Genomic DNA, 25,727 nt, shown 5'->3' on the forward strand with positions numbered 1-25,727 from the left:
ACAACAAAACCTCCCTATAAGATTACAACCTAGCCCCAAACAGAGATGACCCTACACGAACCATGGTCGCGCCGCACTCAATGGCCTTGGAGAAGTCCGATGACATCCCCATAGAAAGGCAGACCATATCTACATTATCCATGCTTTTCCCCTGTATGTCAACATAATATTGCTTCATTGCAGAAAAATAGCGGCAAAGAATTTTTTTGTCACCACATATTGGGGGTATTGCCATGAGCCCGTTGACGTGTATGCCCGGCAAAACCCGGATTTGCTCGATAAACTCCACCAAACGCTCAGGGTCAATGCCGCCCTTGTTCTCCTCCCGCCCGATGTTCACCTCTACCAGCACATCCATCGTCAGGCCTTCTCTAACACATAGCCGAGATATCTCCCCCGCCAGCTTCACACTGTCCACTGACTGGATACAGTTCACCTTGCCTACCAGATACTTTACCTTATTTGTCTGCAGCTGTCCGATAAACTGCAGGTCGCACCCGCTTTTGTCGAGGCGGTCGTATTTGTCCAAAAACTCCTGTACACGGTTTTCGCCAAGACATGTCAGCCCTTTTGAGATAGCATAGTTTATCACTTCAACCGGCACAGTCTTTGTAGCTGCCAGCAGGGTGATGTCTTCCGGCCTTTGGCCTGAACGCTCCGCTGCCCAGGCTATCTGCTCCATTATTTCCTGATAGTTCCGGTCAAAAGCCTCAAAACGGTCAGCGAACAATTTTTCCGTCATATAAATCAACTCCTCCCACTACTACCTTGTCATATAGCCGTATTGTGTGGTCTGTTACCAGGTTCTTCTGCTCGTCTTCACTAAGCTCGAGCTTGCAGACCGCGTAGCCGTTTACATCCTTTTCCGTGAACACCTGCACAAATTCCAACTGTCCTCCGTAAACCACATACACACCCTTGACGTTCTCTTTGACTTTTGTTACAGTGTTATCTTTCTCGTCAGTTTCCTGGTACTCAATGTCCAAAAAGCGCAGTGCTTTCTCATTGACAAGCACGCCCGAATATGTCTTAACATTAACCTGAACATTTTCATTACGCACGGTGGCAAGGTCTGCGTCCATATAGGTGCACTCAAAGACCACTGCGGTCTTGCCGGAATTAGCGTCCCGGTTCCTGGCAACTACCTTTGCCGGGATTGTAGCTGTGCTGGCAAAGGGGATGTCCAGCGTGACCTCCTCGACACCTTCAAACTTTATCATGGCGTCATCGTCAAATAGGCAGGCCATGTACCACTTGAAATCTTCGCATATCTTGCCAATACACTGCTGAGAAACTGTACCCTTCTCCTCAGCAAGAAGCTGTTCAAGCTTCTTGGGCGTTAAATTCTCCACCTCATCAATGGATACCGCTCTTTCAAGGCCGTCTGCATAGGTGATAAAATATCCTGCCTTAGGCGCCTTGATGGAGTTCATGGACTGTCCCGTGCCGTTCGTTATTGAATCTTTCTCCCTTTTAAGCTCGCTGACCCGCTGTGCATAGTCCTCAGCGCTCTCCTGGCCGGAGAGTACCTGTTTGCGGCTGAGGGACAACAGCAGCGCTTCCTTAGTCTGAGTTACACCTGAAAAATCACCCTGCTGTATGTCCAGCATTACATCGCTCAAATCATCGTAAATCTGCTCCCCAAGAGCCGTGCTTGCAGATACATATGCGTCCATGGGCCTGGACAGTGCGGATAGGCTCTGTATTTCCCGCTCCATACGGTCTGCCATGTTCTGCGCAGCAGCGTCACTTTCACTCATAAATATGTCTGCTATCACCCCGCCGCTAGATACGCGTGACCCGTTTGCCACACGATAATTCAGCACTCCGGTATAATTGGGATTAATAACACTCTCCATTCGTATGGCAAAGCCCTGTGTCTGGATAGAGTCTACGACCTCGCCGTATAGGGCCTCCTCTGTAATTAGGTTATTATTGGTGAAAGAATCCGCCCGCCGGTTTATCGCACTAAATGCCACTGAGACAATGACAAGCAATGACATTATTATCATTGCGGCAGCATAGAGCTTTCTGTTATTCAATAGCATTACCTCCTTCATTAAAGCCGGCATCGGTGTAAAACCCATGGCTTTTCAGTGTATTAATGCACTCCTCCAGAGCATTATCAATGCTGTAAAGTTCATCCATATACAGATAGTGAATATCGGGCTCCCTGGCAAACCAAGTTAGCTGCCGCTTAGCATACCGGCGGCTCTCGCGCTTGATATTATCCACTGCTTCCGCTAAGCTTATTTCACTGTTAAAGTATGGGAAAAGCTCCTTATACCCAATAGATTGTGCCGCAGTAGGACACTTAACACTGCTTTTGCAAAAGTCGTAAAGCTTTTCTGCTTCACAGAGCAACCCATTCTTTAGCATTCTTTCCACTCTGATATCTATACGCCTATAAAGCTCCTGCCTGTCACGGAATACCGGACAGAACATCGTATATCTGTAAGGTGATTCAGCTTGCCTCGACCTTGCTGTCTGCTGAGAAAACGGCTCGCCGGATAAAATACAATACTCTATGGCGCGTAATACCCTCTTGACATTATTGGGGTGTATCTCCCGGGCTGCAACCAGGTCCATTATGCTTAATTTCTGGTGCATTTTCTCCGGTCCAAGCTCTTGGGCTTCGGTGTACAGCCTGTCCCGCAGTACGTCATCCCTGCACTGGTCCTTAAACGTGAAGCCCCTAAGCAGCGACCGTGCGTATAGCCCCGTGCCGCCTACCAATATTGGCAGCTTACCCCGCCTGTTTATGCAGGCTATGGTCTCCCCTGCCAGCTTCACATAATCAGAGACACTAAACTCCTTGTCCCAGTCAAGAAACCCTATAAGATGGTGTCTCGCCTGGTTAAGCTCCTCTGCGTCAGGCTGGGCGGTACCAACAGCAAGGCCCTTATACACCTGCATAGAGTCACAGGAGACAATCTCTCCGTCCAACTCTCTGGCAAGAGCAATACCAAGCGCTGTCTTTCCTGTTGCCGTGGGGCCTGTTATCGCAACTACCCTCTGTTTCATCATACTCTCCCAAATTGCTTCTCAATCTCACGCCGTCCCAACAGGATATATACCGGCCTTCCGTGAGGACAGTAACGCACCTGCGGGTTGTGCTCCAGTTTCACCGCCAGTGAAATAAGCTCCTGACGGCTAGTGTGGTCCCCAGCTTTTATTGCAGCCCTGCAGGCCACGTTGTGATAGACCCAGTCCATATGCTCTGTGGTAATCTCCGTTTTGAAGCTTGCCAAGTACCCGGCTATCTCCATCACTGCCAACGCCGCGTCCTGACCATCCAGCAGCATCGGAGCCGTGCGTACTAAAACCGTACCGGCCCCAAAATCAGATACTTCAAACCCAGCCCGAGAAAGCTCCTGTTCATGTGCTATCACAGCGGTGTATTCCTCCATATCCAGATTCACAGTTACCGGCTCCAGAAGGGCCTGCGCCTCACATCCGCTGCGGCTGGCTTTTAGCCTCTCATACAGCAGCCGCTCATGAGCGGCATGCTTGTCAATGAACATTAGCTGGTCTTTGCTGTACTCCACAATAATATAGGTGCCAAATGCTTCTCCTAATATACGCGATGAAAAGTCACTGACAATTTGCCTTGGCTTTTCCTCCGGAGGTTTCTCAGGCTCTGGCATTTGGGTCATGACCAGCTTTGACTCCTGCACCAATGCTGGTTTTGGTACGGCTTTTTGAGGCGGGGCTGTATCTAAATTCGGCTGGTTTGGCTTAAATACCGGTTTTGGTACTGTATCAAGCGCCTGCTTAATAACCTTCGGAAGCTCCGGCTCCTTAGGCTTCTGTGCCCCGCTATCGTGCAGGAAAAGGGGTTGATTAGAACTTCCGGGCTTGTCTAATGTTAACTGCTCCTTTTTTTCTAACACAGGAGCGTATGGTGATGGTTTTTTCAGTTCCATAATCTTTGGACGGTCGCCTGCATTCAAAGCTGAGCGCACACCATGGTATACAGCGTCAAATATTGGCCGCTCATTCACAAACCGCACTTCAAGCTTAGCGGGGTGTACGTTCACGTCCACCGCCTCACATGCTACCTGCATGTGCAGCACACATGCGGGGAATTTGCCTGCCATGACAGACCCTTTATATGCCTCCTCCAGCGCCGCCATAGCTGTACGGCTGCGTATAAACCGGCCGTTTATGAAGAAATTCTGCATACTGCGGTTGGGCCGGCAGCCGGCGGGAGTGCTGATAAAGCCGTGGACTTTAACGTGGCCCAAAAGATAATCTACAGGTATTAGCGTTGAGGAGAATTCCTTTCCACAGACCGCGTATACCGCAGAAGACAGCTTATTATCACCGGGGCTGTGAAGCTGTTCCCTTCCGTCACGGATGAAGCGTATTGATATCTCGGGATGTGACATCGCCAGCTTGTCCAGAATCCCCGCCACAGAGTTTCCCTCTGTCACATCTTTTTTCAAAAATTTCATCCGTGCCGGAGTATTAAAGAACAGGTCCCGCACCACAATGGTGGTCCCCTGGGGACAGCCAGCCTCTGTAAGTAACGGCTCCTCGTCACCGCCGCAGGCATATCTAACGCCAACCTCCTGGCCCTCAGCCCTGGTGAACAGCTCCACATGGGATACGGCAGAGATAGACGCCAGAGCCTCCCCCCTAAATCCTAGGGTGCCAATAGCATCCAAATCCTCCTGCCCAGACACCTTGCTGGTAGCGTGGCGCAGGAAAGCCACAGGCACGTCCTCCGCTGATATGCCACAACCATTATCTGTGACACGCATATATGTAACGCCGCCACGGCGTATCTCCACGGTGATAACGGTAGCGCCTGCGTCTACAGAGTTCTCTACCAATTCCTTTATCACAGCAGACGGCCTCTCCACCACCTCGCCGGCGGCGATAAGCTCGGCAACCTGCTTCTCCAGCACATGAATTCTCGGCATTTTGCACCTCCCCTACAGCGTTTAAAGACTCTTGCGCAGAATTATCTCTAGCGGCTCTCCCGGCAGAATAAGTGACCCACAGTCCACATAGCCATGCTTACGGTAGAAGAACTGGGCCCGCTCACTGCTCAGTGTTGAGGTCAGTACCACCTCATAGCCCATGCGCTTCATCTCAGACTCCCAGTATTCCACTAAATTACCACCTATACCTTGGCCTCGTTTTCCATCTAACATGTAGAGCATGTCCATAAAAGGCATATTGCCCCAGAAAAGGCTATACCTCAACCATCCGGCAAGGCCGCCGTCATCAGCCACAATAATTTTCTGTGATTCGATAGCGTTTTTTAGTTCAGTGGGAGAAATATGGTGGTCCAAAGATACAAGGGTATCAAAGTCGTTTTCCGTGGCATATCTTATCATATTTGCTCTTCCTTCTCAAAATAGTCGTCGCAAAATTTGTTCCAAAGCACTTCATACTCATCGTGGCCCACACGTTTCATGTCATATGGAGTACCAATCCCGCGCTTTCTCGCCTCCGATACAAAGCCGTGTATATTCCCAGAGTCTTCGCTAATAAACGCGCAAACTTCTTTATATCTGAAATCCATAGCAGCCGCAAGTCTTGTATGTCCATCCAGTGAGATGAATCTGTCCCCATCTGATATAACTGGTATGACTATGTCCTCCGGTCTATGGATGAAGGTTTTGACGGCCTTCAGCTTGGACTCGTCTACATAGAACTGAGAGGGTTGTATTTTGTCAAGCCCAACCATGAATATGTCTACCGGCGGGAGCTCCAGCAGCATTGCTCCATTCTTGTCAACAAAACGAGTAATATGGCCTGCATAAAACCTAAACATATCAATAAGCTCAGGATAAAGACTGACATCTTCCCCACGCACTACTGCCGAGCACCTGTCAATAACCTCTATCTCGTAAGGCTTGCCGTTTACTAAGAAAGCTCCGTGCTGATACAGCACATTTTTGGAAAACCTCCCGTCATCATACATGTCTATACGCTGGATATCTGTCTCCATCCCATTACTCCTTTATTGCTCTTGTCGCAAGATAGCATGGGATATTGTGTTCATGAAGCGTTCCTGCGCCGTTGGTATCTTCATATAGGTGCGTCAAACGGAAACCCGCTTCCAGCTGGCCTCCTATCTGCTCCTCCATAGTATGGGAGAACTGCATTCCATCATCGTCTTTTTCCAGCTGAGCCCGCTGCTCCGGATTTTTCAGCGGGTCAAAGGGAAAGACGCATAGCTCGGAGCGGTCGTCCTCATTTACAAAGAGGAAATTTATTCCGTTGTCCAGCCCGCAAAGCAGGACTCCACCGTGCTTCAATACCCGATAACACTCCTTGAAAATGGGCTTTACCTCCTGCACATAGCAGTTAGAGACCGGATGAAATATCAGGTCAAAGCTATCATCTTCAAAAGGCAGGGGTTTAGTCATATCGCCACGAATGATATTTATGTCATATCCCTCACGGTCCGCTACCATGCGCTCACTTTCGAGCTGCTTTGGTGAATAGTCCAGCACCGTACATACTGCCCCGGCCGCAGTGAATATAGGCATCTGCTGCCCGCCTCCGCTGGCAAGCCCCAGCAGGCGCTTACCCTTCAAACTGCCAAACCACTCCTTCGGGACCGGCTTTGTTGGCGTCAGGAGAACATCCCACTGTCCGTTACATGCGTTCACATATTCCTCATGAGAGATAGCCTTGCCCCACTCCCAGCCCTCTTCTACCCACCTGTCGATAGTTTCGGCATTTATATCCTGATAGTTTTTCATAGGGACTCCTTTATATGTGTAATATTAGTTTTTAAGCATACTGTTAAGCTCAAACAGCGTATTCATGCACTGCATAGGAGTCATGGCGTTCACATCCATGTCCCGAAGCTTTTGTAGCACCTGACCGTCGGTGCTGTCAATAGTCAGCTGCACAGGCTCCTCTCTGCGCCGAATGGCAGACCTGCGGGCAGTCACCTCGCCGCCGCTGGAGCTCTCCAAATCGTTTAGCACCTGCTTTGCCCGCTTTATCACCTTGTCCGGCACCCCAGCCAGCTTTGCTACCTCAATGCCGAAGCTGTCGTCGGCGCCGCCGCGAACTATTCGCCGCAGGAAGGTGATATCGTCCCCGCGTTTCTTTACCGCAATGTTAAAATTTTTCACACCAGGCAGCAGGCTCTCCATCTCAGTCAGCTCGTGATAATGTGTGGCGAACAAAGTTTTTGCCCCAACAAGCTTCGGGTCATGGACAAACTCCAGTACGGCGCGGGCTATGCTCATGCCGTCAAATGTTGATGTACCACGCCCTATTTCATCGAATATAATAAGGCTTTCTGGCGTGGCATTGCGCAATATTTCGGCTACCTCACTCATCTCTATCATAAATGTAGACTGCCCTGCAGATAGGTCGTCCGAGGCCCCCACGCGGGTATATATGCCGTCAACAATTCCAAGCTCCGCTACAGCCGCCGGAACAAAGCAGCCTATCTGTGCCATAATAGCTATAATTGCCGTCTGGCGCATAAAGGTAGACTTGCCTGCCATATTTGGCCCGGTGATAACAGCCACCCTGGTGTCGTTCATGTCCATATCCACATCGTTCGGCACAAACGGCGTATCGTGCAGCAATGCCTCTACCACAGGATGCCGGCAGTCCTTCAGATACAGCTTTCCGCTGACGTTTACCGTGGGCCTGGTGTAGTCGTTTTTAACCGAGACAATTGCGAAGGACGCCAGCACATCAAGTGCCGCCACAGCCTTTGCGCTCTGTTGGATGCGGTTCAGCTCAGCCGCCACCCTGCGGCGTATATCCTCAAAGATTTTACTCTCCATCTCGATTGAGCGGTCATGAGCTCCCAATATCCTGTTCTCAAGCTCCTTGAGTTCCGGAGTGATATACCGCTCGCTGCCTGTAAGGGTTTGCTTGCGTATATAGTCTTCTGGTACCTGATTCTTATAAGAGTTAGTTATCTCTATGTAATAGCCAAACACCTTATTATAGCCGACCTTTAGCTTGGGAATACCTGTGCGCTCCCGCTCCCGAGCTTCTACTGAGGCGATAAGGCTCTTGCCACCTGACATATCACTTCTTATCTCGTCCAGCTGGGCATTAAAGCCCTTTTTGATTATTCCGCCCTCCCGGATAGTAAATGGCGGGTTCTCGTCTATGGCATTGTCAATAAGCCCGGATACATCCTCAAGGCTGTCTATCTGTCCATTCAGCCCGCAGAGCATTGTAGCCTCACAGCGGTCCAAAACATATTTAAGCCCCGGCAGCTTTTGCAAAGCAGCACAAAGCGCCCGCAGCTCGCGCCCATTGGCGGAACCGTACACTATCCGAGTCATAATGCGCTCCAGGTCATGTATACCGGTTAGCTGTTCTATAAGCTCGTCAAGGAGCTGCCTGTTATTCACCAGCTCTTCCACAGAGTTCAGCCGCAGGGTTATCTTTGCCGGGCTCATCAGTGGGCGTTCAAGCCACGCTCGTATAAGCCGCTTGCCCATCGGGGTCTTGGTGCGGTCCAGCACCCATAGCAAGGAGCCCTTGCGCTCCTTGTTTCGCATAGTCTCTATAAGCTCAAGATTGCGCACCGTGTTCAAATCAAGTGTCATATAGGCTGAATTGGACTCAAGCTCTATTTCAGTCAGCCGCTCCATGCCTGTTATCTGCGTGCGGCCAAGATAGTCCAGCAGCGCGCCAAGGGACATTACAGCCACAGGATTGTTGGCTAGGCCAAGCTCGTCTAGGCTCTTCCCGCCAAACTGCTTCGATACAGTTTCCTCTGCCTGCGGCAAAAGATATGCCCCGTCGTCCAAGCATTGTACCGATGCCTGGAGTTTATCGCGGAAAAAATCAGCCAGCTCTGTCAGCTCCATTACCCTCGAGTCCGCCAGAATTTCCCTGGGGGAAAACCTGCTTATGCGGTTTACAAGCTCTCTTGTAAGCTCCTTGGTATCGTCTATGGACTCAACCTGGCCCACATGGAGCTCACCTGTTGACACATCTGCAAAGCACAACCCGACTCCATCTTCGCTGCGGCAGACTGAACAGATATAGTTGTTCCGGGATTCGTCAAGCATACTCCCTTCCAGCACAGTGCCCGGGGTGATGACCCGCACTACCTCACGCTTCACAAGGCCCTTCACCGCCTTAGGGTCCTCAACCTGGTCACAGATGGTGACTCTATAACCCTTAGCAAGCAGCTTAGTGATATAGCCCTCGGCGCTGTGGAAGGGTATGCCGCACATGGGGGCCCTCTCCCCCTGTCCGCAGTCCCTGCCCGTTAGAGTCAGGTCCAGCTCCTGGGAGACAGTTTTGGCGTCGTTAAAAAACATCTCATAGAAGTCACCTAGCCTAAAAAACAGGATGGAATCTGGATTTTCTTTTTTTGCCTCAAAATATTGCTTCATCATGGGAGAAAAATCCGCCATGCCCGAGCCCCCTTATCAGTTCCTTTTCTCATAAAACTGCCTCAGTGGCAGCCACCCCCGCAGCTTGCGCAGTCGCCGCTGCAGCTGGCAGCGTCATAGTCGCAGGTCTCCGGGTCGCCGCCCTCGGCGCATAAATCCAATATCCCCTTAACTCGCTGGAACATGGCGTCAAACTCCGTCTTTGCCGCGTCATACCGCGCCATATGCTCGTTTGCCATTATCTTGGCATAGGCCTCACGCAGCTCCTTATTGAGTCTCTGCATGGTCTCGTCGTTTCTGTCGGGCTTTGCAGCCTCGTTGCTGATAGCCATGCGCTTTAGGTTGAACTCTCCTATGGCGTCCTGCAGTTCCTGGTCCTCGTCGCTCGTCTGGCGGGCCAGCTGCATCTCCACAAACCTCGGGTCAGCCTGTATAGCCTTTCCCAGCTCTCTAGTCAGCTCTATGATATCCATTGAAATTACCTCCAAAAAATATTTTATTCTACAGTGAAATCCGTCCAGTCAATACGGTCGTACACCATCACATCATTGGGCTTAGTCATACCCAGCTTTTCATAGAATTGTACCGCATTTTCATTGGCACAGGTGTACATCACGATGTCTTTCTCACCACCTGCCAGCTCATGAGCCCTCTTTACCAGTGCATGTCCGATACCGTGCCCTGTGCAGTCACGTACCACGCCAAGGTCTGTGATGAACAGCCAATACGCAAAATCCGTGATACCAAAGCACACCCCCAGCAACCGGCCATCGCTATTTCTGGCTGTCAGGCTGATAGGCACGGTTTTTACCAGCATTTGTATGCGCTCATTAAAGCGCTCTCTGGGGTACTGTGAGCCCAAATCGGTATTCTTTAGGAAGTCAATGTATTCTTCCGCTGTCAAGCGCTCCCTATGTATATTATAATCCACGTCACACCTCCTTAATATGCTCCGCCCTAAATTCATCCATATATCTCTTGCAGGCATACGCCTCCATCAGCTTTTCCTCCTCCCAGGTCCAGAGTTTTTCCACGTCTATCATCCGGGCAATCTCCTCGGGAGCGGGCTCTGCCGGAAAAATGCCACAGGGATAGTTTTCGCAGAAGCCGCAGTGCTCATACCCTTTTTCAAAAACGCACTTTCTGGTGCGGCAGTTTTTGTCAAAGAAGACAGCGTCCTCCCTCTCACAGGCGCAGCCGTCGCATATTATTGTCGCTGGGTCGCCGTCAAAATTTAGATTCTGTTTCTTCCAAACAGCGCAGATTTCTTTACGCCGGTCCTCTCGCTCCACATTAGGCCTATATATAAGGCATAAATCACAGCGCATACCGCATTTGGCAAATATCTCCATTTTCCTGCTTTCCTCACTTCACCCGATATTTTTTCTCAATCCGCTTGTAGACCAGTACCAGCACTACCGCGCCGACTGCTCCCAGCACGCACATCAGGATGGTCGCCTCCACCGGCCGCCACAGTGCAGCCAGCCCTGAAATAAACCAGACTGCACTATACCCGCCCCACAGTCTGCCCACGGCCCGGTTATAGGCGGGGATATCTGAAATACTCTCGCTGGGAATCTCCACGCCGGACCAAAAATTCATTGGAGTCTTTTTTTTCACGGAATAGGCGCCAAGACCCAGGAAAATGGCTCCGCAGAGCATACATGACAAAAAGAGAATATATTTTTCCATAATTTACCTTCTCAATCCTAAATCATCCGTCCCAGCAGGCTCCACCCCTTCGCCTCGGTAACCTCCACATCTGCAAACTCCCCTACCAGACTATCCTCTCCAGGGAACAGCGCCACCAAACTGCTTGCTGTCCTGCCCGAGAGCAGCCCGGTCTTTTGGTCCCTGCCCTCCACAAGCACCCGCTGCCAGCTCCCCAACAGCTTTTTGCAGTTCTTGACAGCTATACCCTCCTGCACCTTCAGCAGCTCCGCAAACCACCTGGTCTTTTCCTCGTGGGATATTGGGTCCGGCATACCCGCCGCTTTTGTGCCGGGCCTGGGGGAGTAGATAAAGGTGAAAAGATTCACAAACTTCACTTCCTTTATCAGGCTTAGAGTGTCCAAAAACTCCTCATAGGTCTCTCCGGGGAAGCCAACTATCACGTCTGAGGTAAAGCTCACGTCCGGCATGACTTTCCTTGCATAGGCTGTAAGTGATAGATACTTTTCCCTGTCATACCGGCGGTTCATCTCGCTGAGCACTCTGTCGTTCCCGGACTGAAACGGCAGATGAATATGGTGTGGGATATGCCTGCTTGCAGCCATTACGTCAAATAGCTCTTTAGATGCGTCCTTAGGGTGTGAAGTCATAAAGCGCAGGCGGAAGTCGCCGTCAATGCTGTCGAGGCGTGCTAGGAGTTGGGCAAAATTGACCTGCTCTGTAAGTCCCTTTCCGTATGAGTTCACATTCTGGCCAAGTAGAGTTATCTCTTTATAGCCAGACTCCACCAGGGACCTGCACTCGTTATAGATATCCTCTGGCCTGCGGCTTTTTTCCCGCCCGCGCACATACGGTACAATACAGTAAGAGCAGAAATTGTCACAGCCATACATAGCCGTGACCCACGCCCTGGAGCGTCCGTCACGCCGGATAGGAATGTCCTCGCGGATAGCCTTCTCCTCATGGCCCAGAAGCATTACTCGCTGAGATTCCGCAAGTATCTGGTGCAGCATCTCAGGCAAGCGGTGCAGCACATGTGTGCCGAAAACCATATTTACAAACGGGAAGGTTTTTTGCAGGCGTTCCGCCACCTGCTGCTGCTCAGTCATACAGCCGCAGACACCGATAATAAGGCTGGGCTTGCGGCGTTTCAGATTCTTCAATGCCCCAACATTTCCGAATACCCTGTCTTCAGCATGCTCCCGCACAGCACAGGTATTGAAGATAATAAGGTCTGCCTCCTGGTCGGAGCTGGTAAACTCAAACCCCATCTGAGCCAAGAGCCCCTTTATCTTTTCGCCGTCCGCTACGTTCTGCTGGCAGCCATAGGTGCGCACATATGCCATAGGCACGCCTCCGGCACGAGTATACATCATCTCACGCACGCCTGAAATATATGCGGTCATATCCTCATTCATAGAGTCTTTTCCTCTCCTGGACACTATTTCATTAAAAATGTAATTGTTATATTTTATCATAAAAAACAGGAAACTGCAAGTGATTTGAACGGAGAGAAGTATAAATCCCCGCTGGCAAATTGTTTTTCTTGACTTTTCGCTCCAGGCAAGTTAAAATATACTTGTACAAGTTAAGAAAAACATTCGATACCTGACCCAAAGGATGGCTATCCTGCGTGAAAGGTACGGCATATATTGTGCTTGCTTCGCCGTGCCTTTTTGTGGGTACGGCGTTCTTTTTACGGCAGACGGAGGTAAAGCATGGAAACAAGAGTTGCGGTCATGAGCATAATTGTTGAGGACGCAGAGACGGTGGAAAAGCTAAACGGTGTACTGCATGAGTACGGTGAGTATATTATCGGCCGTATGGGTATACCCTATAGGGCCCGCGGCATCAATATCATCAGTATCGCATTGGACGCTCCGCAGGATACAATCTCAAGTATGGCAGGCAAGATAGGCAATCTGCGTGGAGTCAGCGTCAAAACTGCTCTGTCGGGGGTAACCAGCCATGAATGAATATATTTTATCACTTATAAATACCTTGTTTGAGTCCCATAGCATGACCCTGGAACAGTACAGAGCGCTGATTGACGCCCGCTGTGTTGCTACTGCCGCGCTTTTAGCCGAGAAAGCCGCAGCAGTGCGCAAGAGTATCTACGGAAACAACGTGTATGTCCGTGGGCTTATCGAGGTAAGTAATATATGCAAAAATGACTGTCTCTACTGTGGCATAAGGCGGAGCAACAGGAATTGCGACCGCTACCGGCTCAGTAAGGAGCAGATAATGGAGTGCGCCGCCGAGGGATACCGCCTGGGATTCCGCACCTTTGTGCTCCAGGGCGGCGAGGACACGTATTATACCGACGATGTGCTGTGTGATATTGTGACTGATATTAAGTCCCAGTACCCTGACTGCGCCGTCACCCTATCAATGGGTGAGCGCAGCCGCGAGAGCTATGCCAGCCTGCGCATGGCTGGTGCGGACAGATATCTTCTCCGCCATGAGACCGCAGATAAGGTCCACTATGAGAGTCTCCACCCCGTGGAGATGTCCTTTGACAACCGTATGCGCTGCCTGCATGACCTGCGTGAGCTTGGCTATCAGGTGGGTTGTGGGGTTATGGTCGGCTCCCCGAATCAGACTGCTGAGACTCTGGCAGAGGACTTGAAGTTTATTGAGGAGTTCAAGCCCGATATGTGCGGTATTGGCCCCTTTGTCCCCCACAAGGATACCCCCTTCAGGGACCACCCTGCCGGAACAGTTGAGCTGACCTGTTACCTACTATCTATCATTCGCCTGATTCACCCGCCGGTGCTTCTGCCCGCCACCACGGCTCTTGGCACCATTCATCCTGAGGGCCGGGAGATGGGTATACAGTCCGGCGCAAACGTGGTAATGCCAAACCTTTCACCGGTTTCGGTGCGGAAGAAATATGAGCTTTATGACAACAAGATTTGTACAGGAGAGGAGTCTGCACAGTGTAAAGACTGTCTGAGCGCGCGGATGGAGTCGGTGGGGTATCGTATTGTGACTGATAGAGGGGATATTAAAAAGTAAAGGAGTTTACGGTATGCCAAGTTTGTATGACAGAGCGGATATTTATGACTTAATCGAAAGCGAAGACCGCTATAAAATTTTTAAAGACCATTGGGCAAATGTCCTGCGCGGCAAGGACATCAAGAGCCTGCTTGACGTGAGCATCGGTTCTGGCAGCGCGACTTTGCCTTTGGCAGACCTTGGGGTGAACCTGTCGGGTTCGGACCTGAGCGAGAAGATGCTGGCAAACTGCAAGCGTAAGGCCGAGGCGAGGGATTTCCCCATAGAACTGAAATGCTGCGATTTCAGAAATGTGTCCGAGCATTTTGAAGGTCCCTTCGACTGCGTTGCCAGCACCGGTAATTCACTGCCCTATGTGAGCAACGATGACTTGCTCAAGACTCTTGAGCAGATGGACTCGCTGGTAAAGCCCGGCGGGTACATCTACTTCGAGATAAGAAACTGGGACAAGATACTCGAAGATAAAAAGCGGCTTTTCCCCTATGCCCCATTCTTTGATGGTGATACCCGTATCAATCTGACACAGATATGGGATTATAACAGCGACGGCTCCATCACGTTTAATATTCTCTATGTATTTGAAAGGGATAGCAGATTTTTGCAGATGGAAGTGTTTGAGGAGCATTATATACCCATAAAGAGAGATGTACTTCTAGGGAAGCTTGAGGAAATGGGCTATCTGGATATACAATTGCTTCCATATCCTTCAAAAGCCGATGCGTTGGATACTCCGATAGACAAACTGCCCTGGTACTGTGTAGCTGCCAAAAAGCAGTAAGCTTAAAAATATAATCTGAGGCTAAGAGCAATCTGCCCCAAAGAAAGGAAGTAATTTATTATGGCAAAGTACGACCCCAAATCCCTGCACGCGGAGGAGTTCATCAACGACGAGGAAATCCGTGAGACGCTCAGCTATGCTGAGGAAAACAAGCACAATACCGAGCTCATCGACCAGATTCTGGAAAAGGCAAGGCCCAAGAAGACCGAAACTGGCTATGTCTGCGCAGGGCTTACGCACCGTGAAGCCTCAGTGCTTTTGGCGTGCGATATTCCGGAGAAGATTGAGGAGATGTACAAAATTGCCGAGGAGATAAAGCTGGCCTTCTATGGTAACCGCATAGTCATTTTTGCCCCGCTGTATCTGTCAAATTACTGTGTGAACGGATGTGTCTACTGTCCCTATCACGCGGTAAACAAGCATATCCCACGGAAGAAGCTTACCCAGGAGGAGGTCAAAGCTGAGGTCATTGCTCTGCAGGATATGGGCCACAAGCGGCTGGCTATAGAGTCCGGCGAGGACCCGGTGAACAGTCCTATTGAGTATATACTTGACTGCATAAAGACTATATACAGCGTCCATCACAAAAACGGAGATATCCGCCGGGTGAATGTAAATATTGCCGCCACCACTGTAGAGAACTACCGTAAGCTGAAGGAAGCCGGCATTGGCACATATATCCTGTTCCAGGAGACCTACCACAAGAAGTCATATGAGGAGCTCCACCCCACAGGCCCCAAGCACAACTACAACTACCACACCGAAGCTATGGACCGCGCCATGGAGGGCGGTATTGATGACGTAGGCCTGGGCGTGTTGTTTGGCCTGGAGCTGTATAAATATGAGTTTGCCGGACTTATTATGCACGCAGAGCACCTTGAGGCTGTCCACGGCGTGGGCCCACACACTATCAGTGTGCCCAGACTGAAAAAGGCGGACGATATCGACCCCACTCAGTTTGACAACGGCATTGATGACGAGACATTTGCCCATATAACTGCCTGCATACGCCTTGCCGTGCCATATACCGGCATGATAATCTCCACCCGTGAGACAGAGGCCGTGCGCTCAAAGCTTCTGCGCCTGGGTATCTCCCAGGTCAGCGGCGGCTCCCGCACATCTGTGGGCGGCTACACTCATGAGGAGCGCCCCCATGACACCGAGCAGTTTGACGTGTCCGACCAGCGCACCCTTGACGAGGTTGTCCGCTGGCTCATGGAGAACGGACATATCCCCTCCTTCTGTACCGCCTGCTACCGGGAGGGCCGCACAGGTGACCGCTTTATGAGTCTTTGCAAAAACGGCCAGATACTCAACTGCTGCCATCCCAACGCGCTTATGACCCTCAGCGAGTACCTGGAAGATTATGCCAGCCAGGAGACCAAGGAGGTTGGCTATAAGATGGTGGAGGAGGAGCTAAAGCGCATCCCCAAGGACAAGGTCCGGGAAATCGCGCAGCAGAATATAAAGGATATCAAGAACTCAAACAGAAGGGACTTTAGGTTCTAATCATGCCTTGACTGAACATTTCTGTGGCTCGTGTACTGCAGGATGGCTCCCGACTATTTTGACCCGGAGTGGCACTATGAGTACGGCGGGATATACGGAGTCACCCTGCCGGCTGAGGCTTTAGATACCATCGAAAGGAACCGCACCGACCGGGAGGAAATAGGTAAGCTGGCTTTTTGCAGCCAGGTCAAGAGTAAAGAGAAAATTGCCGCTATTGACGAAAAATTGCTGATGAGAAGGAGGAAATAATTTGAGCAGATTCAGTGAAAAGGGCTACTATGTGAGGGAAAACGCCGCGATTTATCTTACTCCCGACATGGATAGGACCGCTAAGTGGTTTGAGGAAGTCATGGGCTGGTACAGCAATATTGTGGAGCGTGACAGCAACGGCCGGGGACAATACGGAGTAGTGTTCGATACTCCGCCGGAAATTGAGGCCACTCACCTTGCTCCCTTCACCGGCTTTCAGGTGTTCGCGGGCGAGCCCGACGGCGGCGAAATATCCTTTATGCAGGTGCAGGGCATTGATAGCCTGTATGAGCATGTCACCAAAAGCGGCTGGGACAAAATAACCCCGGTGGAGGACCAGCCCTGGGGCGGCAAGGTCTGCCGGGCCACAACTATAGACGGATATGTGATACGGATTTTTGAGTAACGGAGGGATAATATGAGCCTAAACGAGACTGTCTCCGCGGAGCGGCCCCATATTGCTTTCTTTGGTATGCGCAATGCCGGAAAATCCAGCCTTGTAAATGCCGTAACCGGACAGCAGTTGGCGGTGGTATCCGATGTAAAGGGTACCACTACTGATCCCGTGCAGAAAGCCATGGAGCTGCTGCCTATTGGCCCGGTCGTGATAATTGATACTCCAGGGCTGGACGACGAGGGTGAGCTGGGCAAACTGCGTGTAGAGAGGGCGCGGCAGATATTGGCTAAAACTGATATCGCCGTACTGGTAGTGGACGCGTTGCAGGGACTTAGCGGGCTTGATAAAGAACTGCTGAAGCTGTTTAAAGAAAGAGGCCTCCCCTACTGCGTCGCGTATAACAAAGCCGACCTTTTGCCAGAGCATACACAGCTTGGCGAGGACTCATTGTATGTGAGCGCAAAGACAGGTGACGGTGTAACCGCTCTCAAGGAAAAGCTTGGGACCTTTGCCGGCAAAACTGGTAACGAGCGCCGTATCGTAGCCGACCTGCTGAGCCCCGGGGATTTGGCTGTGCTGGTAACGCCTATAGACGCTGCCGCGCCCAAAGGGCGGCTGATTCTCCCTCAGCAGCAGACCATGCGGGATATTCTCGATGCACACTGTGCTTTTGTAACCTGTCAGACTGAGGAGCTGGCTGCAACTCTTGGAATGCTTGCAAAGAGGCCAAAAATCGTGATAACCGATTCACAGGCCTTTCAGAAGGTCGCTAAAGTCACGCCAAAGGATATACTGCTCACCTCGTTCTCAATACTGTTCGCCAGATATAAGGGCAGCCTGCCCATGCTAGTACAATGCGCGGTACAGCTATCGCATTTAAAGGATAATGACCCAGTGCTTATCTCCGAGGGCTGCACCCACCACAGGCAGTGCGGGGATATAGGCACAGTAAAACTACCAGGATGGATAGAGAACTTTACCGGCGTGAAGCCGGACTATACCTTTACATCAGGCGGGGAGTTCCCGGAAAATCCTGATGGATATAAGCTAATCGTTCATTGCGGCGGATGTATGCTTAATGAAACTGAGATGAAGAGCCGGGTAGCCAGAGCTAAAAAGGCCGGTGTGCCTATAGTGAACTATGGCGTTGCCATCGCCCATATGCATGGCATACTGCACCGGAGCCTGGAGGCATTCCCAGACATACTGGAGTTGCTGGATAAGTGAGGAAATTGTCAATATAGCCTAAAATATAGCAGTCAAGCCGGATATGCTTGGCTGCTTTGTTTTGCTTCTACTCATTCCCTTTTGAATGAAAATCTGCTATACTTTATTATGCTAACACTTTGAAACGATTGGGGAAACAGATATAATGAAAATGAAGAGGATAGTCGTCAAGGTGGGAACATCCACTTTGACCCACACCTCCGGCAGTCTTGACCTGCGGAGCATGGAACGGCTGGTGCGTGTGCTCAGCGACCTGTCTGGGGCTGGGCGTGAGGTGATACTTGTAACCTCAGGGGCCATAGCCGTGGGCACAGCTCGTATCGGGCTGCCTGAACGCCCTTCATCTCTCAGGATGAAGCAGGCTGCCGCTGCAGTTGGACAGTGCCGGATGATGCATATATACGATAAGCTTTTTTCTGAGTATAACCGTACCATGGCACAGATACTGCTCACCGGCGAGGACGTGGAGGACCCTTCCCGGGCAGAGCACCTGCGCAGGACTTTCTCTGCGCTGCTGGAGCTTGGAGTCATCCCTGTGGTAAACGAAAACGACTCTGTGTCTTCCGCGGAGATAGAGACTGGGCGGCATAAGGTGCTGGGCGATAACGACACCCTCTCGGCTATAGTCGCGTCACTCTGCGGTGCGGACCTGTTGGTGCTGTTCAGCGATATCGACGGCCTGTATAGCGCCGACCCGCGCACAAATCCTCAGGCTGTGCTTCTGCACAGGGTAACAGAACTAACCCCGGATATACTGGGTATGGCGGGCGGTGCCGGTACCTGGCAGGGGACCGGCGGGATGGCAACTAAGCTCTCCGCGGCAGAGATAGCGATGGATGCCGGGTGCGATATGGTGATTGCGAACGGTGGGCGGCCTGAGACGCTATATGGAATAGTTGAGGGTGAGAATATTGGAACAAGGTTTATTGCAAAAGGAAAGGCAGGTGTCACTGATGACAAAACTTGAAGCTCAATGCGCGGCGGCTAAGCGGGCGGCTTATATACTGTCCACTGCAGAGACCTCCAAGAAAAACATGGTTTTAGAGACTATGGCTGAGACTCTGACCAAGCAGCAGGAGCGGTGGCTGATGGCAAATGAAAATGATTTGGCTGCGGCGAAAGAATGCGGTATGCGCTCCTCCCTGTTGGATAGATTGACTCTCACGCCTGAGCGTATTGCCGGAGTTGTTGACAGCCTGCGTCAAGTCGCCGCCCTCCCCGACCCCATCGGCGAGGTAGACCGTATGGAGACCAGGCCAAACGGACTTATTATAGGCAGGCGGAGGGTACCCCTGGGCGTGGTGGCTATGGTATATGAGGCCAGGCCAAACGTGACCGTAGACGCCGCTGCGCTTTGCCTAAAATCCGGCAATGCCTGTGTTCTGCGGGGCGGCAGCGAGGCTATAAACTCAAACCGTGCGGCAGTGGAGATAATGAGAGAAGTCCTCGTGGGCGCGGAACTGCCTGAAGACAGTATCTCTTTAGTACAGGACACTGACAGGGAAACTGTAAATGAATTGATGCACCTGAACCAATATATTGATGTGCTGATTCCCAGAGGCGGCGCGGGACTTATCAGGGCTGTTACAAAAAACTCCAGTGTACCGGTAATCCGTACTGGCGAGGGGGTCTGTCATGTGTACATTGACCGTGAGGCAGACCTTGATATGGGTGCTGCTATTCTGGAGAATGCTAAGTGCTCCCGCCCGTCTGTATGTAATGCCGCTGAGTGTGTGGTTATCCACCGGGAAGCCGCGGAGGAATTTTTAAGCAAAGCTGTGCCGCTGCTGGACAAGCATAATGTTGAACTGCGCTGCGACAGCGAGGCTCTTGCTATATTAGACTGCAGAGGTGTTCCTGCCTATGATAGCGACTGGGACACTGAGTATGGGGACTATACCCTGGCAGTTAAAATCGTTGGCAGCGTTCAGGAGGCCATTGAATTTATAAACGCTCATTCTACAGGGCACTCAGAGAGTATCATAACAAACAACCACTCTACCGCCAAGCATTTCCTTGACCTTGTAGATGCCGCTGCAGTTTATGTAAATGCCTCTACCAGATTCACCGACGGCGGCGAGTTTGGTCTGGGCGCGGAGATAGGTATATCCACTCAAAAAATGCACGCCCGGGGGCCCCTGGGCCTTGAAGAACTGACAAGCAGTAAATATGTAGTATATGGGCAGGGACAGGTTCGTTAGAAAAGGAGAAAATTATGTTAAATCAAAGAGATTGGCCCACATTCGGTTTTATTGGCACCGGAAATATGGGGGGTGCTCTGGCGAGAGCTGTCTGCCGCAAGGTGCCGGGTGAAAAGGTATTTTTATCCAACTGCACATACTCGAAAGCGGAAGCACTGGCTTCGGAGCTTGGCTGCGTAGCTGAGACAGATAATAGCACCGTGGCTCACAAGGCAAAGTACATATTTCTTGGAGTAAAACCCCAGGGTATGCCTGAATTGCTTGAAGGCCTCTCCCCTATTTTCAAAGCCCGTGAGGACCGTTTTATCCTTGTTAATATTGCCGCCGGGCTGGATATTGCTAAAATACAGGTGATGTCTGGCGCTAATTATCCGGTGATACAGCTAAAGCCTAATACGCCTGCAGGTATTGGCGAGGGCATGAGCCTGTATCTCAGCAGCCCTGAGGTTGAAGCAGAGGAAGAAGCTGTATTTCTGGAGGCGCTTGAGGCCTCAGGGCTGCTGTCCCCATTGCCGGAAAAACTTATGGATATAGGCGGCGTACTGGCGGGCTGCGGGCCGGCGTTTGTAGACATGTTCATAGAGGCTCTTGCAGACGGCGGCGTGGTCTGCGGGCTGCCAAGAGCACAGGCTGTGGAGCTTGCGGCACAGATGGTGGCTGGCTCGGCACGGCTGGTGCTGGAAAGCGGAAAGCATCCGGGACAGCTAAAGGATGAAGTTTGCTCCCCCGGCGGGGTCACCATCCAGGGAGTGAGGAAGCTGGAGAGCCTTGGGTTTAGGAGCGCAGTGATGGAGGCTGTCATAGCGGCCTATGAGAAAAACCTGTCCATGTGACGGGGTACAAAATGAGGAGCGCATAATGCGCTCCTCATTTTAATGTGACCAAGTCTATAAGCCGAGTTCTGTCTTGAGCAGTCATCTATCTTGGCCTGCCGTTACCAGCAGGCTCACGCCACCTCCACAGAGCGCGCGGGCCACGCTTTCCCACTAAAGGGACGCTCCTCCACGGTGTTGCTTCGGATAGGGTTTACAGGGCCGCAGGGTTCCCCCTGCGCCGGTGAGCTCTTACCTCGCCTTTCCATCCTTACCAAAAACTTCGCTAACGCAGGCCTTTGGCGGTATATCTCTGTTGCACTTTCCCTGGGGTCGCCCCCGGCGGCGGTTAGCCGTTATCCTTGCCCTATGAAGCTCGGACTTTCCTCAGACACGCGCTTTCGCCTCGCGCCCGCAACTGCCCGGCTTGCTCACAGTCCTATTTTAGAGTAAAGCGTGCTCTCTGTCAATAGTTTTTTTCCGAGAGCATACGGTTCTTCTCGTTCCAGAGCTCCTGGGACAGGTCAACATAGTAGCTATGTGGGTTTTCAAAGCGTGTGACCTCCTCCCATAGGGTGTCTACCTGGGCAGCGCAGTAGGCTTTAATGGCGTTAAGGGCCCTGGGGGTATAGACACACTCGCCATTCTTGAATATTTGCGTCAGCAGCGGCACCGCGTGAAAGTTTTCAACTGTCTTACGCTTCCAGGTGTGGTTTGGGTCAAAGAGCACGTAGGGCTGTTCTTCATCGATTATCTCATCGTGCATAGTAACAACATCCGCAATGGCCTTGTCTGTCTCCTTATCAAAGAGCCTCCACACATTTTTAAAACACGGAGTTGTAATCTTTACCACGTTTTCGCTTATCTTAATCTTAGGTTTGACCGTGCCATCAGGATTCTCTACTCCCACCAGCTTATACACACCGCCAAAAACCGGCTCGGATGAAGATGTTATCAGACGCTCGCCAACACCGAAGGAGTCCACCTTTGCGCCCTGTATAAGCATGTCTCTTATAATATATTCATCCAGAGAGTTTGAGGCGCATATCTGGCAGTCCTCAAATCCTGCGTCATCCAGAAGCTTGCGGGCCTTTCGGGACAGGTAGGTAATGTCGCCGCTGTCTATCCGTATACCCGACGGACGGTATCCGTTGGGTACAAGCACCTCGTTGAAGACCTTTATAGCGTTGGGCACGCCGGACTTCAGCACATTATAGGTGTCAACCAGCAGTACACAGTTATTTGGGTAAGCCTTTGCGTAAGCTTTAAAGGCCTCGTACTCACTATCGAACAACTGCACCCAGCTGTGGGCCATGGTACCCAGAGCGGGAACCCCGAAAAGCTGGTCGCTAATAGTACAGGCGGTGCCGGCACAGCCGCCGATATATGCTGCCCTAGCCCCGTGCACAGCGCCGTCGAAGCCTTGAGCCCGGCGGGAGCCGAACTCCATCACCGCCCTGCCATGGGAGGCACGTACTATGCGGTTTGCCTTTGTTGCAATAAGGCTCTGATGGTTGATACAGAGCAGCACCATGGTCTCGATAAACTGGGCCTGTATTACCGGGCCCCGAACGGTAACAATAGGCTCACCGGGAAAAATCGGCGTTCCCTCCGGAATGGCCCACACATCGCAGGAAAACTTGAAATTCTGCAGATAATCCAGAAACTCCTCGCTGAACATATTCCGGCCGGAGAGATACGCAATATCCTCAGGGGAGAAATGCAGCCCCTTCAGGTATTCGACCAGCTGCTCAACGCCGGCCATTATAGCAAATCCGCCGTTATCTGGCAGTTTGCGGAAAAACATATCGAAATAGCATACGGTGTCTTTGAATCCCTCCAGAAAATATCCGTTCGCCATGGTAATCTCATAAAAATCCGTAAGCATTGTCAGCTCACGCTGGGAAAAGCTTTTGCTCAATTGAATCGCCCTCTCTGATTCCACATCTATTTTTGCCTTATTATAGCAGGCAACTTGAAAAAAGTACAGTCTTATTTTTCCATTTTAGCATATTAACAAATTTATTTCTTAAAAGGGGTTGATTTTTTACAAATGCGCTATTATAATATGAAATAAAAGAAAATATCTTACGTAGAATTTGAAGTTAAAACTAACATATTCAGGGGAGTGAATATTAATGAGACTGCGAGGGCAACCATTGGGTACGAAAAATTTGATTGGCGCGCGGGTGGAGGCTGCTCGCAGGAGCCAGGGTATGAAGCAAAAGGAGCTGCTGGCTCAGCTGCAGGTAAGAGGTGTGGATTTAAATGCCTCAGGCCTCTCGAAGCTGGAGGGGCAGATTCGGTACGTTACAGACACGGAACTTTTGGCTCTGTCCAGAATACTAAATGTCTCCGTCATGTGGCTGCTCACTGGTGAGGAGAGGCTGTAATAATTTTATCTATAGCATAATAGCATTGAAGTCCAGCCCATGCACTATCTGGCTGGGCTTCTTTTTCGTGGATGCATTTTCACCGCATATTTTGCTCAAATACCTCCATATTACCAATTAGAACGGTTTTGGAGGCGCAAATGTTTCAAATCAAAGAACTAAAACGTCTTGCCCCACTGGTGGTGTTTTTTGCGGCATACAGTCTAATTTTTCTGCTATGGAAGGCCACATTCCTCTACTCCCTCCCCTTCCTGTTAGGCCTGCTGATAGCTGCGGTGCTTCAGCCTGTCATAAAATGGGCAGAGGAAAAACTACATCTCAGCCGCGCTGCCGCCTCGGGTGTCATCACAGTGACAGCGCTGATACTGCTGTTTGCCGGGCTCATATTTATTACCGTGCTTGGTGTGCGGGAGCTTGCAGGCTTTCTTATTAAGGCCACAAATGACGGGTTCCCGGAGTTTTCCCCACCTGTTAGAAGTTTTTTTAGCTGGCTCGGAGACACCTTTCGGCAGATAGACGCAGATTTCCTGGAGCGTAATAGAGAACAGTTGATAGAATTTCTGAAAAATAGCGCCGGTCTTGCTATGGCAGCTATAAACGGAGTTTTAGCGGTGCTTGCGTCACTGCCGCTGCTTTTGACAATGGCACTGGTTACAGGCTTTTCAGCGTTCTTCATCGCCAAAGATTTTGATGTCCTGCGGAGCTGGGCCAGAGGGTTTATAAGCGACAAAGCCGCTGGTAAGCTCCGGCTTGCTGCCGCACACTCCTCCGGCACAGGGAAAAAGTACCTGCTCTCCTACGTATTCATATATTTCCTCGGCTTCTGCGAAGCTTTTATAATTCTTTCAATTTTAAACGTACCATACCCTCTGATAACAGCGGTAATCACCTGTTTTGCAGATATACTGCCGGTGCTTGGACCTGGAATAGTCCTCGGTCCTGTGGCAGTATGGCAGGCGCTGACCGGCTCCTATGGCAGAGCGCTGGGGGTACTGGTGGGCTGGATGGTAATGGGCAGCGTACGCCAGGTTGTAGAGCCAAAGCTGGTGGCCTCAACTGCAAAGCTGCACCCACTGACTATGCTGGCAGCGGTGTATTTCTCGCTGACAGCGGGAAGCCTGTGGGTGCTGATATATACTGCCGGATTATTTATGCTATACTCACTCTTTCGTAATGCTGGAATCCTGCCAGGTCTTATTTCGCCATCGTCTTCACCATGACCGCCTTCTGCGCATGCAAGCGGTTTTCGGCCTCCTCAAAGATATACTGGGCATTTGCCTCAAATATCTCCTCGGTAATCTCCTCGCCTCTGTGGGCAGGCAGGCAGTGCTGGACCATAGCGTCGGGCTTGGCCTGGGCCATAAGGTTTTTGTCAATGCAGTAGCCCTCAAAGGCAGCCTCACGTTTCTGGCGCTCGTCCTCCTGGCCCATGGAGGTCCACACATCGGTAATGACAACATCAGCGTTTTTTGCCGCCTGCATGGGGTCATCAGTCAACTCAAAGCAGTCATAACTATTTGCAAAATCCAATATCTCCTGAGGTGGGCGGTAGCCTTCAGGACAAGCCACAGAAACACTCATGCCGACCTTCAGCCCACCTACAATAAGAGAGTTCATCATATTGTTGCCGTCTCCGATAAAGCACATTTTCAGGCCCTCAAAAGAGCCCTTGGACTCTCTAATAGTCATAAGGTCTGCCAGCACCTGGCAGGGATGGCAGAAGTCAGTAAGGCCATTTATTACCGGCACGCTGCCGTACTTCGCCAGGTCCTCCACCTCCTGCTGCTCAAAGGTACGTATCATAATGCCGTCAACATATCTGGACAGCACTCGGGCGGTGTCCTGCACCGGCTCGCCACGGCCTATCTGTGAGCCCTCCGACGCCAGCACCACCGCATAGCCCCCAAGCTGGTTTATGCCAACTTCAAAGGACACCCTTGTACGAGTCGAGGATTTTTCAAATATCATGCCTAAGCACTTGCCCTTAAGGTGATGGTGCTCAATGCCATGCTTTGTCTCGTATTTCAGCTGGTCGGCAAGGTTTAGTACCTCGATTATCTCCTCGCCGCTCATATCCAAAAGTTTCAGTAAATGCTTCATTTCAGATTATCCTTTCTGG

27 protein-coding genes and 1 other RNA gene are annotated in these 25,727 nt (G+C 51.0%); 12 read left to right on the forward strand and 16 right to left on the reverse strand.

Translation table 11 applies throughout. The features are described from left to right. Positions 1-22: 22 nt before the first annotated feature. From D5270_RS01005 to miaB, 13 genes are read right to left on the reverse strand one after another with little or no spacing between them, the layout of a single operon-like run. Entirely contained in the window at positions 23-742 is a 720-nt protein-coding gene (locus D5270_RS01005; protein ID WP_166542336.1) for a YggS family pyridoxal phosphate-dependent enzyme, read from the reverse strand. Then, a complete protein-coding gene (locus D5270_RS01010; RefSeq protein WP_166542337.1) occupies positions 720-2,042 on the reverse strand; it encodes an HlyD family efflux transporter periplasmic adaptor subunit in 1,323 nt (440 codons plus the stop codon). Before D5270_RS01010 ends, D5270_RS01005 begins: the two co-directional genes overlap by 23 nt. Further along, a complete protein-coding gene (gene miaA, locus D5270_RS01015) occupies positions 2,035-3,027 on the reverse strand; it encodes a tRNA (adenosine(37)-N6)-dimethylallyltransferase MiaA (protein ID WP_166542338.1) in 993 nt (330 codons plus the stop codon). The genes D5270_RS01010 and miaA overlap by 8 nt, the downstream gene beginning before the upstream one ends. Next, positions 3,024-4,928, reverse strand: a complete 1,905-nt coding sequence (mutL, locus tag D5270_RS01020; protein WP_166542339.1) for a DNA mismatch repair endonuclease MutL — start codon at positions 4,926-4,928, stop codon at positions 3,024-3,026. The genes miaA and mutL overlap by 4 nt, the downstream gene beginning before the upstream one ends. Before the next feature lie 21 nt (positions 4,929-4,949). Further along, a complete protein-coding gene (locus D5270_RS01025) occupies positions 4,950-5,348 on the reverse strand; it encodes a GNAT family N-acetyltransferase (protein ID WP_166542340.1) in 399 nt (132 codons plus the stop codon). Further along, positions 5,345-5,965, reverse strand: a complete 621-nt coding sequence (locus D5270_RS01030) for a hypothetical protein (RefSeq protein WP_166542341.1) — start codon at positions 5,963-5,965, stop codon at positions 5,345-5,347. Before D5270_RS01030 ends, D5270_RS01025 begins: the two co-directional genes overlap by 4 nt. Before the next feature lie 4 nt (positions 5,966-5,969). Further along, positions 5,970-6,725 carry a class I SAM-dependent methyltransferase gene (locus D5270_RS01035; RefSeq protein ID WP_166542342.1) on the reverse strand — a complete coding sequence of 252 codons (756 nt, stop codon included), beginning with the start codon at positions 6,723-6,725 and terminating at the stop codon, positions 5,970-5,972. 24 nt (positions 6,726-6,749) lie between these two features. Next, entirely contained in the window at positions 6,750-9,374 is a 2,625-nt protein-coding gene (gene mutS / locus D5270_RS01040) for a DNA mismatch repair protein MutS (RefSeq protein ID WP_166542343.1), read from the reverse strand. 41 nt (positions 9,375-9,415) lie between these two features. Further along, a complete protein-coding gene (locus D5270_RS01045) occupies positions 9,416-9,826 on the reverse strand; it encodes a YlbF family regulator (protein WP_166542344.1) in 411 nt (136 codons plus the stop codon). A gap of 23 nt (positions 9,827-9,849) precedes the next feature. Further along, positions 9,850-10,284: a GNAT family N-acetyltransferase gene (locus D5270_RS01050; protein WP_207709268.1), complete on the reverse strand. Its 435-nt coding sequence runs from the start codon at positions 10,282-10,284 to the stop codon at positions 9,850-9,852. Position 10,285: 1 nt separating this feature from the next. Beyond that, the gene (locus tag D5270_RS01055; RefSeq protein WP_166542346.1) at positions 10,286-10,705 is read right to left on the reverse strand and encodes a DUF3795 domain-containing protein; all 420 of its coding nucleotides are present in this window, start codon (positions 10,703-10,705) and stop codon (positions 10,286-10,288) included. Between the two features lie 13 nt (positions 10,706-10,718). Beyond that, positions 10,719-11,045, reverse strand: coding sequence for a hypothetical protein (locus tag D5270_RS01060; RefSeq protein ID WP_166542347.1), 327 nt, complete (start codon positions 11,043-11,045; stop codon positions 10,719-10,721). Between the two features lie 17 nt (positions 11,046-11,062). Continuing rightward, positions 11,063-12,442 carry a tRNA (N6-isopentenyl adenosine(37)-C2)-methylthiotransferase MiaB gene (gene miaB, locus D5270_RS01065; protein ID WP_166542348.1) on the reverse strand — a complete coding sequence of 460 codons (1,380 nt, stop codon included), beginning with the start codon at positions 12,440-12,442 and terminating at the stop codon, positions 11,063-11,065. 300 nt (positions 12,443-12,742) lie between these two features. Here miaB and D5270_RS01070 point away from each other — a divergent pair, with 300 nt between their 5' ends. The 10 genes from D5270_RS01070 (at position 12,743) to proC (ending at position 21,236) form a co-directional block, all read left to right on the forward strand. Then, positions 12,743-13,000 carry a TM1266 family iron-only hydrogenase system putative regulator gene (locus D5270_RS01070; protein ID WP_166542349.1) on the forward strand — a complete coding sequence of 86 codons (258 nt, stop codon included), beginning with the start codon at positions 12,743-12,745 and terminating at the stop codon, positions 12,998-13,000. After that, positions 12,993-14,042 (forward strand): [FeFe] hydrogenase H-cluster radical SAM maturase HydE, encoded by a 1,050-nt coding sequence (gene hydE, locus D5270_RS01075; protein WP_166542350.1) that lies wholly within the window; start codon positions 12,993-12,995, stop codon positions 14,040-14,042. The genes D5270_RS01070 and hydE overlap by 8 nt, the downstream gene beginning before the upstream one ends. A gap of 13 nt (positions 14,043-14,055) precedes the next feature. After that, positions 14,056-14,820: a class I SAM-dependent methyltransferase gene (locus tag D5270_RS01080; protein ID WP_166542351.1), complete on the forward strand. Its 765-nt coding sequence runs from the start codon at positions 14,056-14,058 to the stop codon at positions 14,818-14,820. 60 nt (positions 14,821-14,880) lie between these two features. Beyond that, positions 14,881-16,329, forward strand: a complete 1,449-nt coding sequence (gene hydG, locus D5270_RS01085) for a [FeFe] hydrogenase H-cluster radical SAM maturase HydG (protein WP_166542352.1) — start codon at positions 14,881-14,883, stop codon at positions 16,327-16,329. A gap of 30 nt (positions 16,330-16,359) precedes the next feature. Beyond that, the gene (locus D5270_RS01090; protein ID WP_166542353.1) at positions 16,360-16,578 is read left to right on the forward strand and encodes a hypothetical protein; all 219 of its coding nucleotides are present in this window, start codon (positions 16,360-16,362) and stop codon (positions 16,576-16,578) included. Between the two features lies 1 nt (position 16,579). Then, positions 16,580-16,984, forward strand: a complete 405-nt coding sequence (locus tag D5270_RS01095; protein WP_166542354.1) for a VOC family protein — start codon at positions 16,580-16,582, stop codon at positions 16,982-16,984. Positions 16,985-16,996: 12 nt separating this feature from the next. After that, on the forward strand, positions 16,997-18,202 hold the full coding sequence (hydF, locus tag D5270_RS01100) for a [FeFe] hydrogenase H-cluster maturation GTPase HydF (protein ID WP_166542355.1): 1,206 nt from the start codon (positions 16,997-16,999) through the stop codon (positions 18,200-18,202). 145 nt (positions 18,203-18,347) lie between these two features. Further along, positions 18,348-19,169 carry a glutamate 5-kinase gene (gene proB / locus D5270_RS01105; RefSeq protein ID WP_166542356.1) on the forward strand — a complete coding sequence of 274 codons (822 nt, stop codon included), beginning with the start codon at positions 18,348-18,350 and terminating at the stop codon, positions 19,167-19,169. Further along, positions 19,156-20,403: a glutamate-5-semialdehyde dehydrogenase gene (locus D5270_RS01110; RefSeq protein ID WP_166542357.1), complete on the forward strand. Its 1,248-nt coding sequence runs from the start codon at positions 19,156-19,158 to the stop codon at positions 20,401-20,403. Before proB ends, D5270_RS01110 begins: the two co-directional genes overlap by 14 nt. A 14-nt stretch (positions 20,404-20,417) precedes the next feature. Continuing rightward, positions 20,418-21,236, forward strand: a complete 819-nt coding sequence (gene proC / locus D5270_RS01115) for a pyrroline-5-carboxylate reductase (RefSeq protein WP_166542358.1) — start codon at positions 20,418-20,420, stop codon at positions 21,234-21,236. A gap of 41 nt (positions 21,237-21,277) precedes the next feature. Here the strand turns inward: proC and rnpB are convergent. Both rnpB and D5270_RS01125 read right to left on the reverse strand, forming a co-directional pair. Continuing rightward, positions 21,278-21,649, reverse strand: an RNA gene (rnpB, locus tag D5270_RS01120) — RNase P RNA component class A. A gap of 32 nt (positions 21,650-21,681) precedes the next feature. After that, positions 21,682-23,136 (reverse strand): nicotinate phosphoribosyltransferase, encoded by a 1,455-nt coding sequence (locus D5270_RS01125; RefSeq protein ID WP_279286457.1) that lies wholly within the window; start codon positions 23,134-23,136, stop codon positions 21,682-21,684. Between the two features lie 295 nt (positions 23,137-23,431). On the opposite strand from D5270_RS01125, the gene D5270_RS01130 reads away from it, so the two are divergent. Further along, on the forward strand, positions 23,432-23,608 hold the full coding sequence (locus tag D5270_RS01130; RefSeq protein WP_330587311.1) for a hypothetical protein: 177 nt from the start codon (positions 23,432-23,434) through the stop codon (positions 23,606-23,608). A gap of 140 nt (positions 23,609-23,748) precedes the next feature. After that, positions 23,749-24,828: an AI-2E family transporter gene (locus tag D5270_RS01135; protein ID WP_166542359.1), complete on the forward strand. Its 1,080-nt coding sequence runs from the start codon at positions 23,749-23,751 to the stop codon at positions 24,826-24,828. Here D5270_RS01135 and argF read toward each other — a convergent pair. Further along, positions 24,803-25,708 carry an ornithine carbamoyltransferase gene (gene argF, locus D5270_RS01140; protein ID WP_166542360.1) on the reverse strand — a complete coding sequence of 302 codons (906 nt, stop codon included), beginning with the start codon at positions 25,706-25,708 and terminating at the stop codon, positions 24,803-24,805. The two genes, D5270_RS01135 and argF, sit on opposite strands and share 26 nt — an antisense overlap. Between the last annotated feature and the right edge of the window lie 19 nt (positions 25,709-25,727).

This window comes from Acutalibacter sp. 1XD8-36 (genome assembly GCF_009917525.1).
Lineage (GTDB): Bacteria > Bacillota > Clostridia > Oscillospirales > Acutalibacteraceae > Acutalibacter.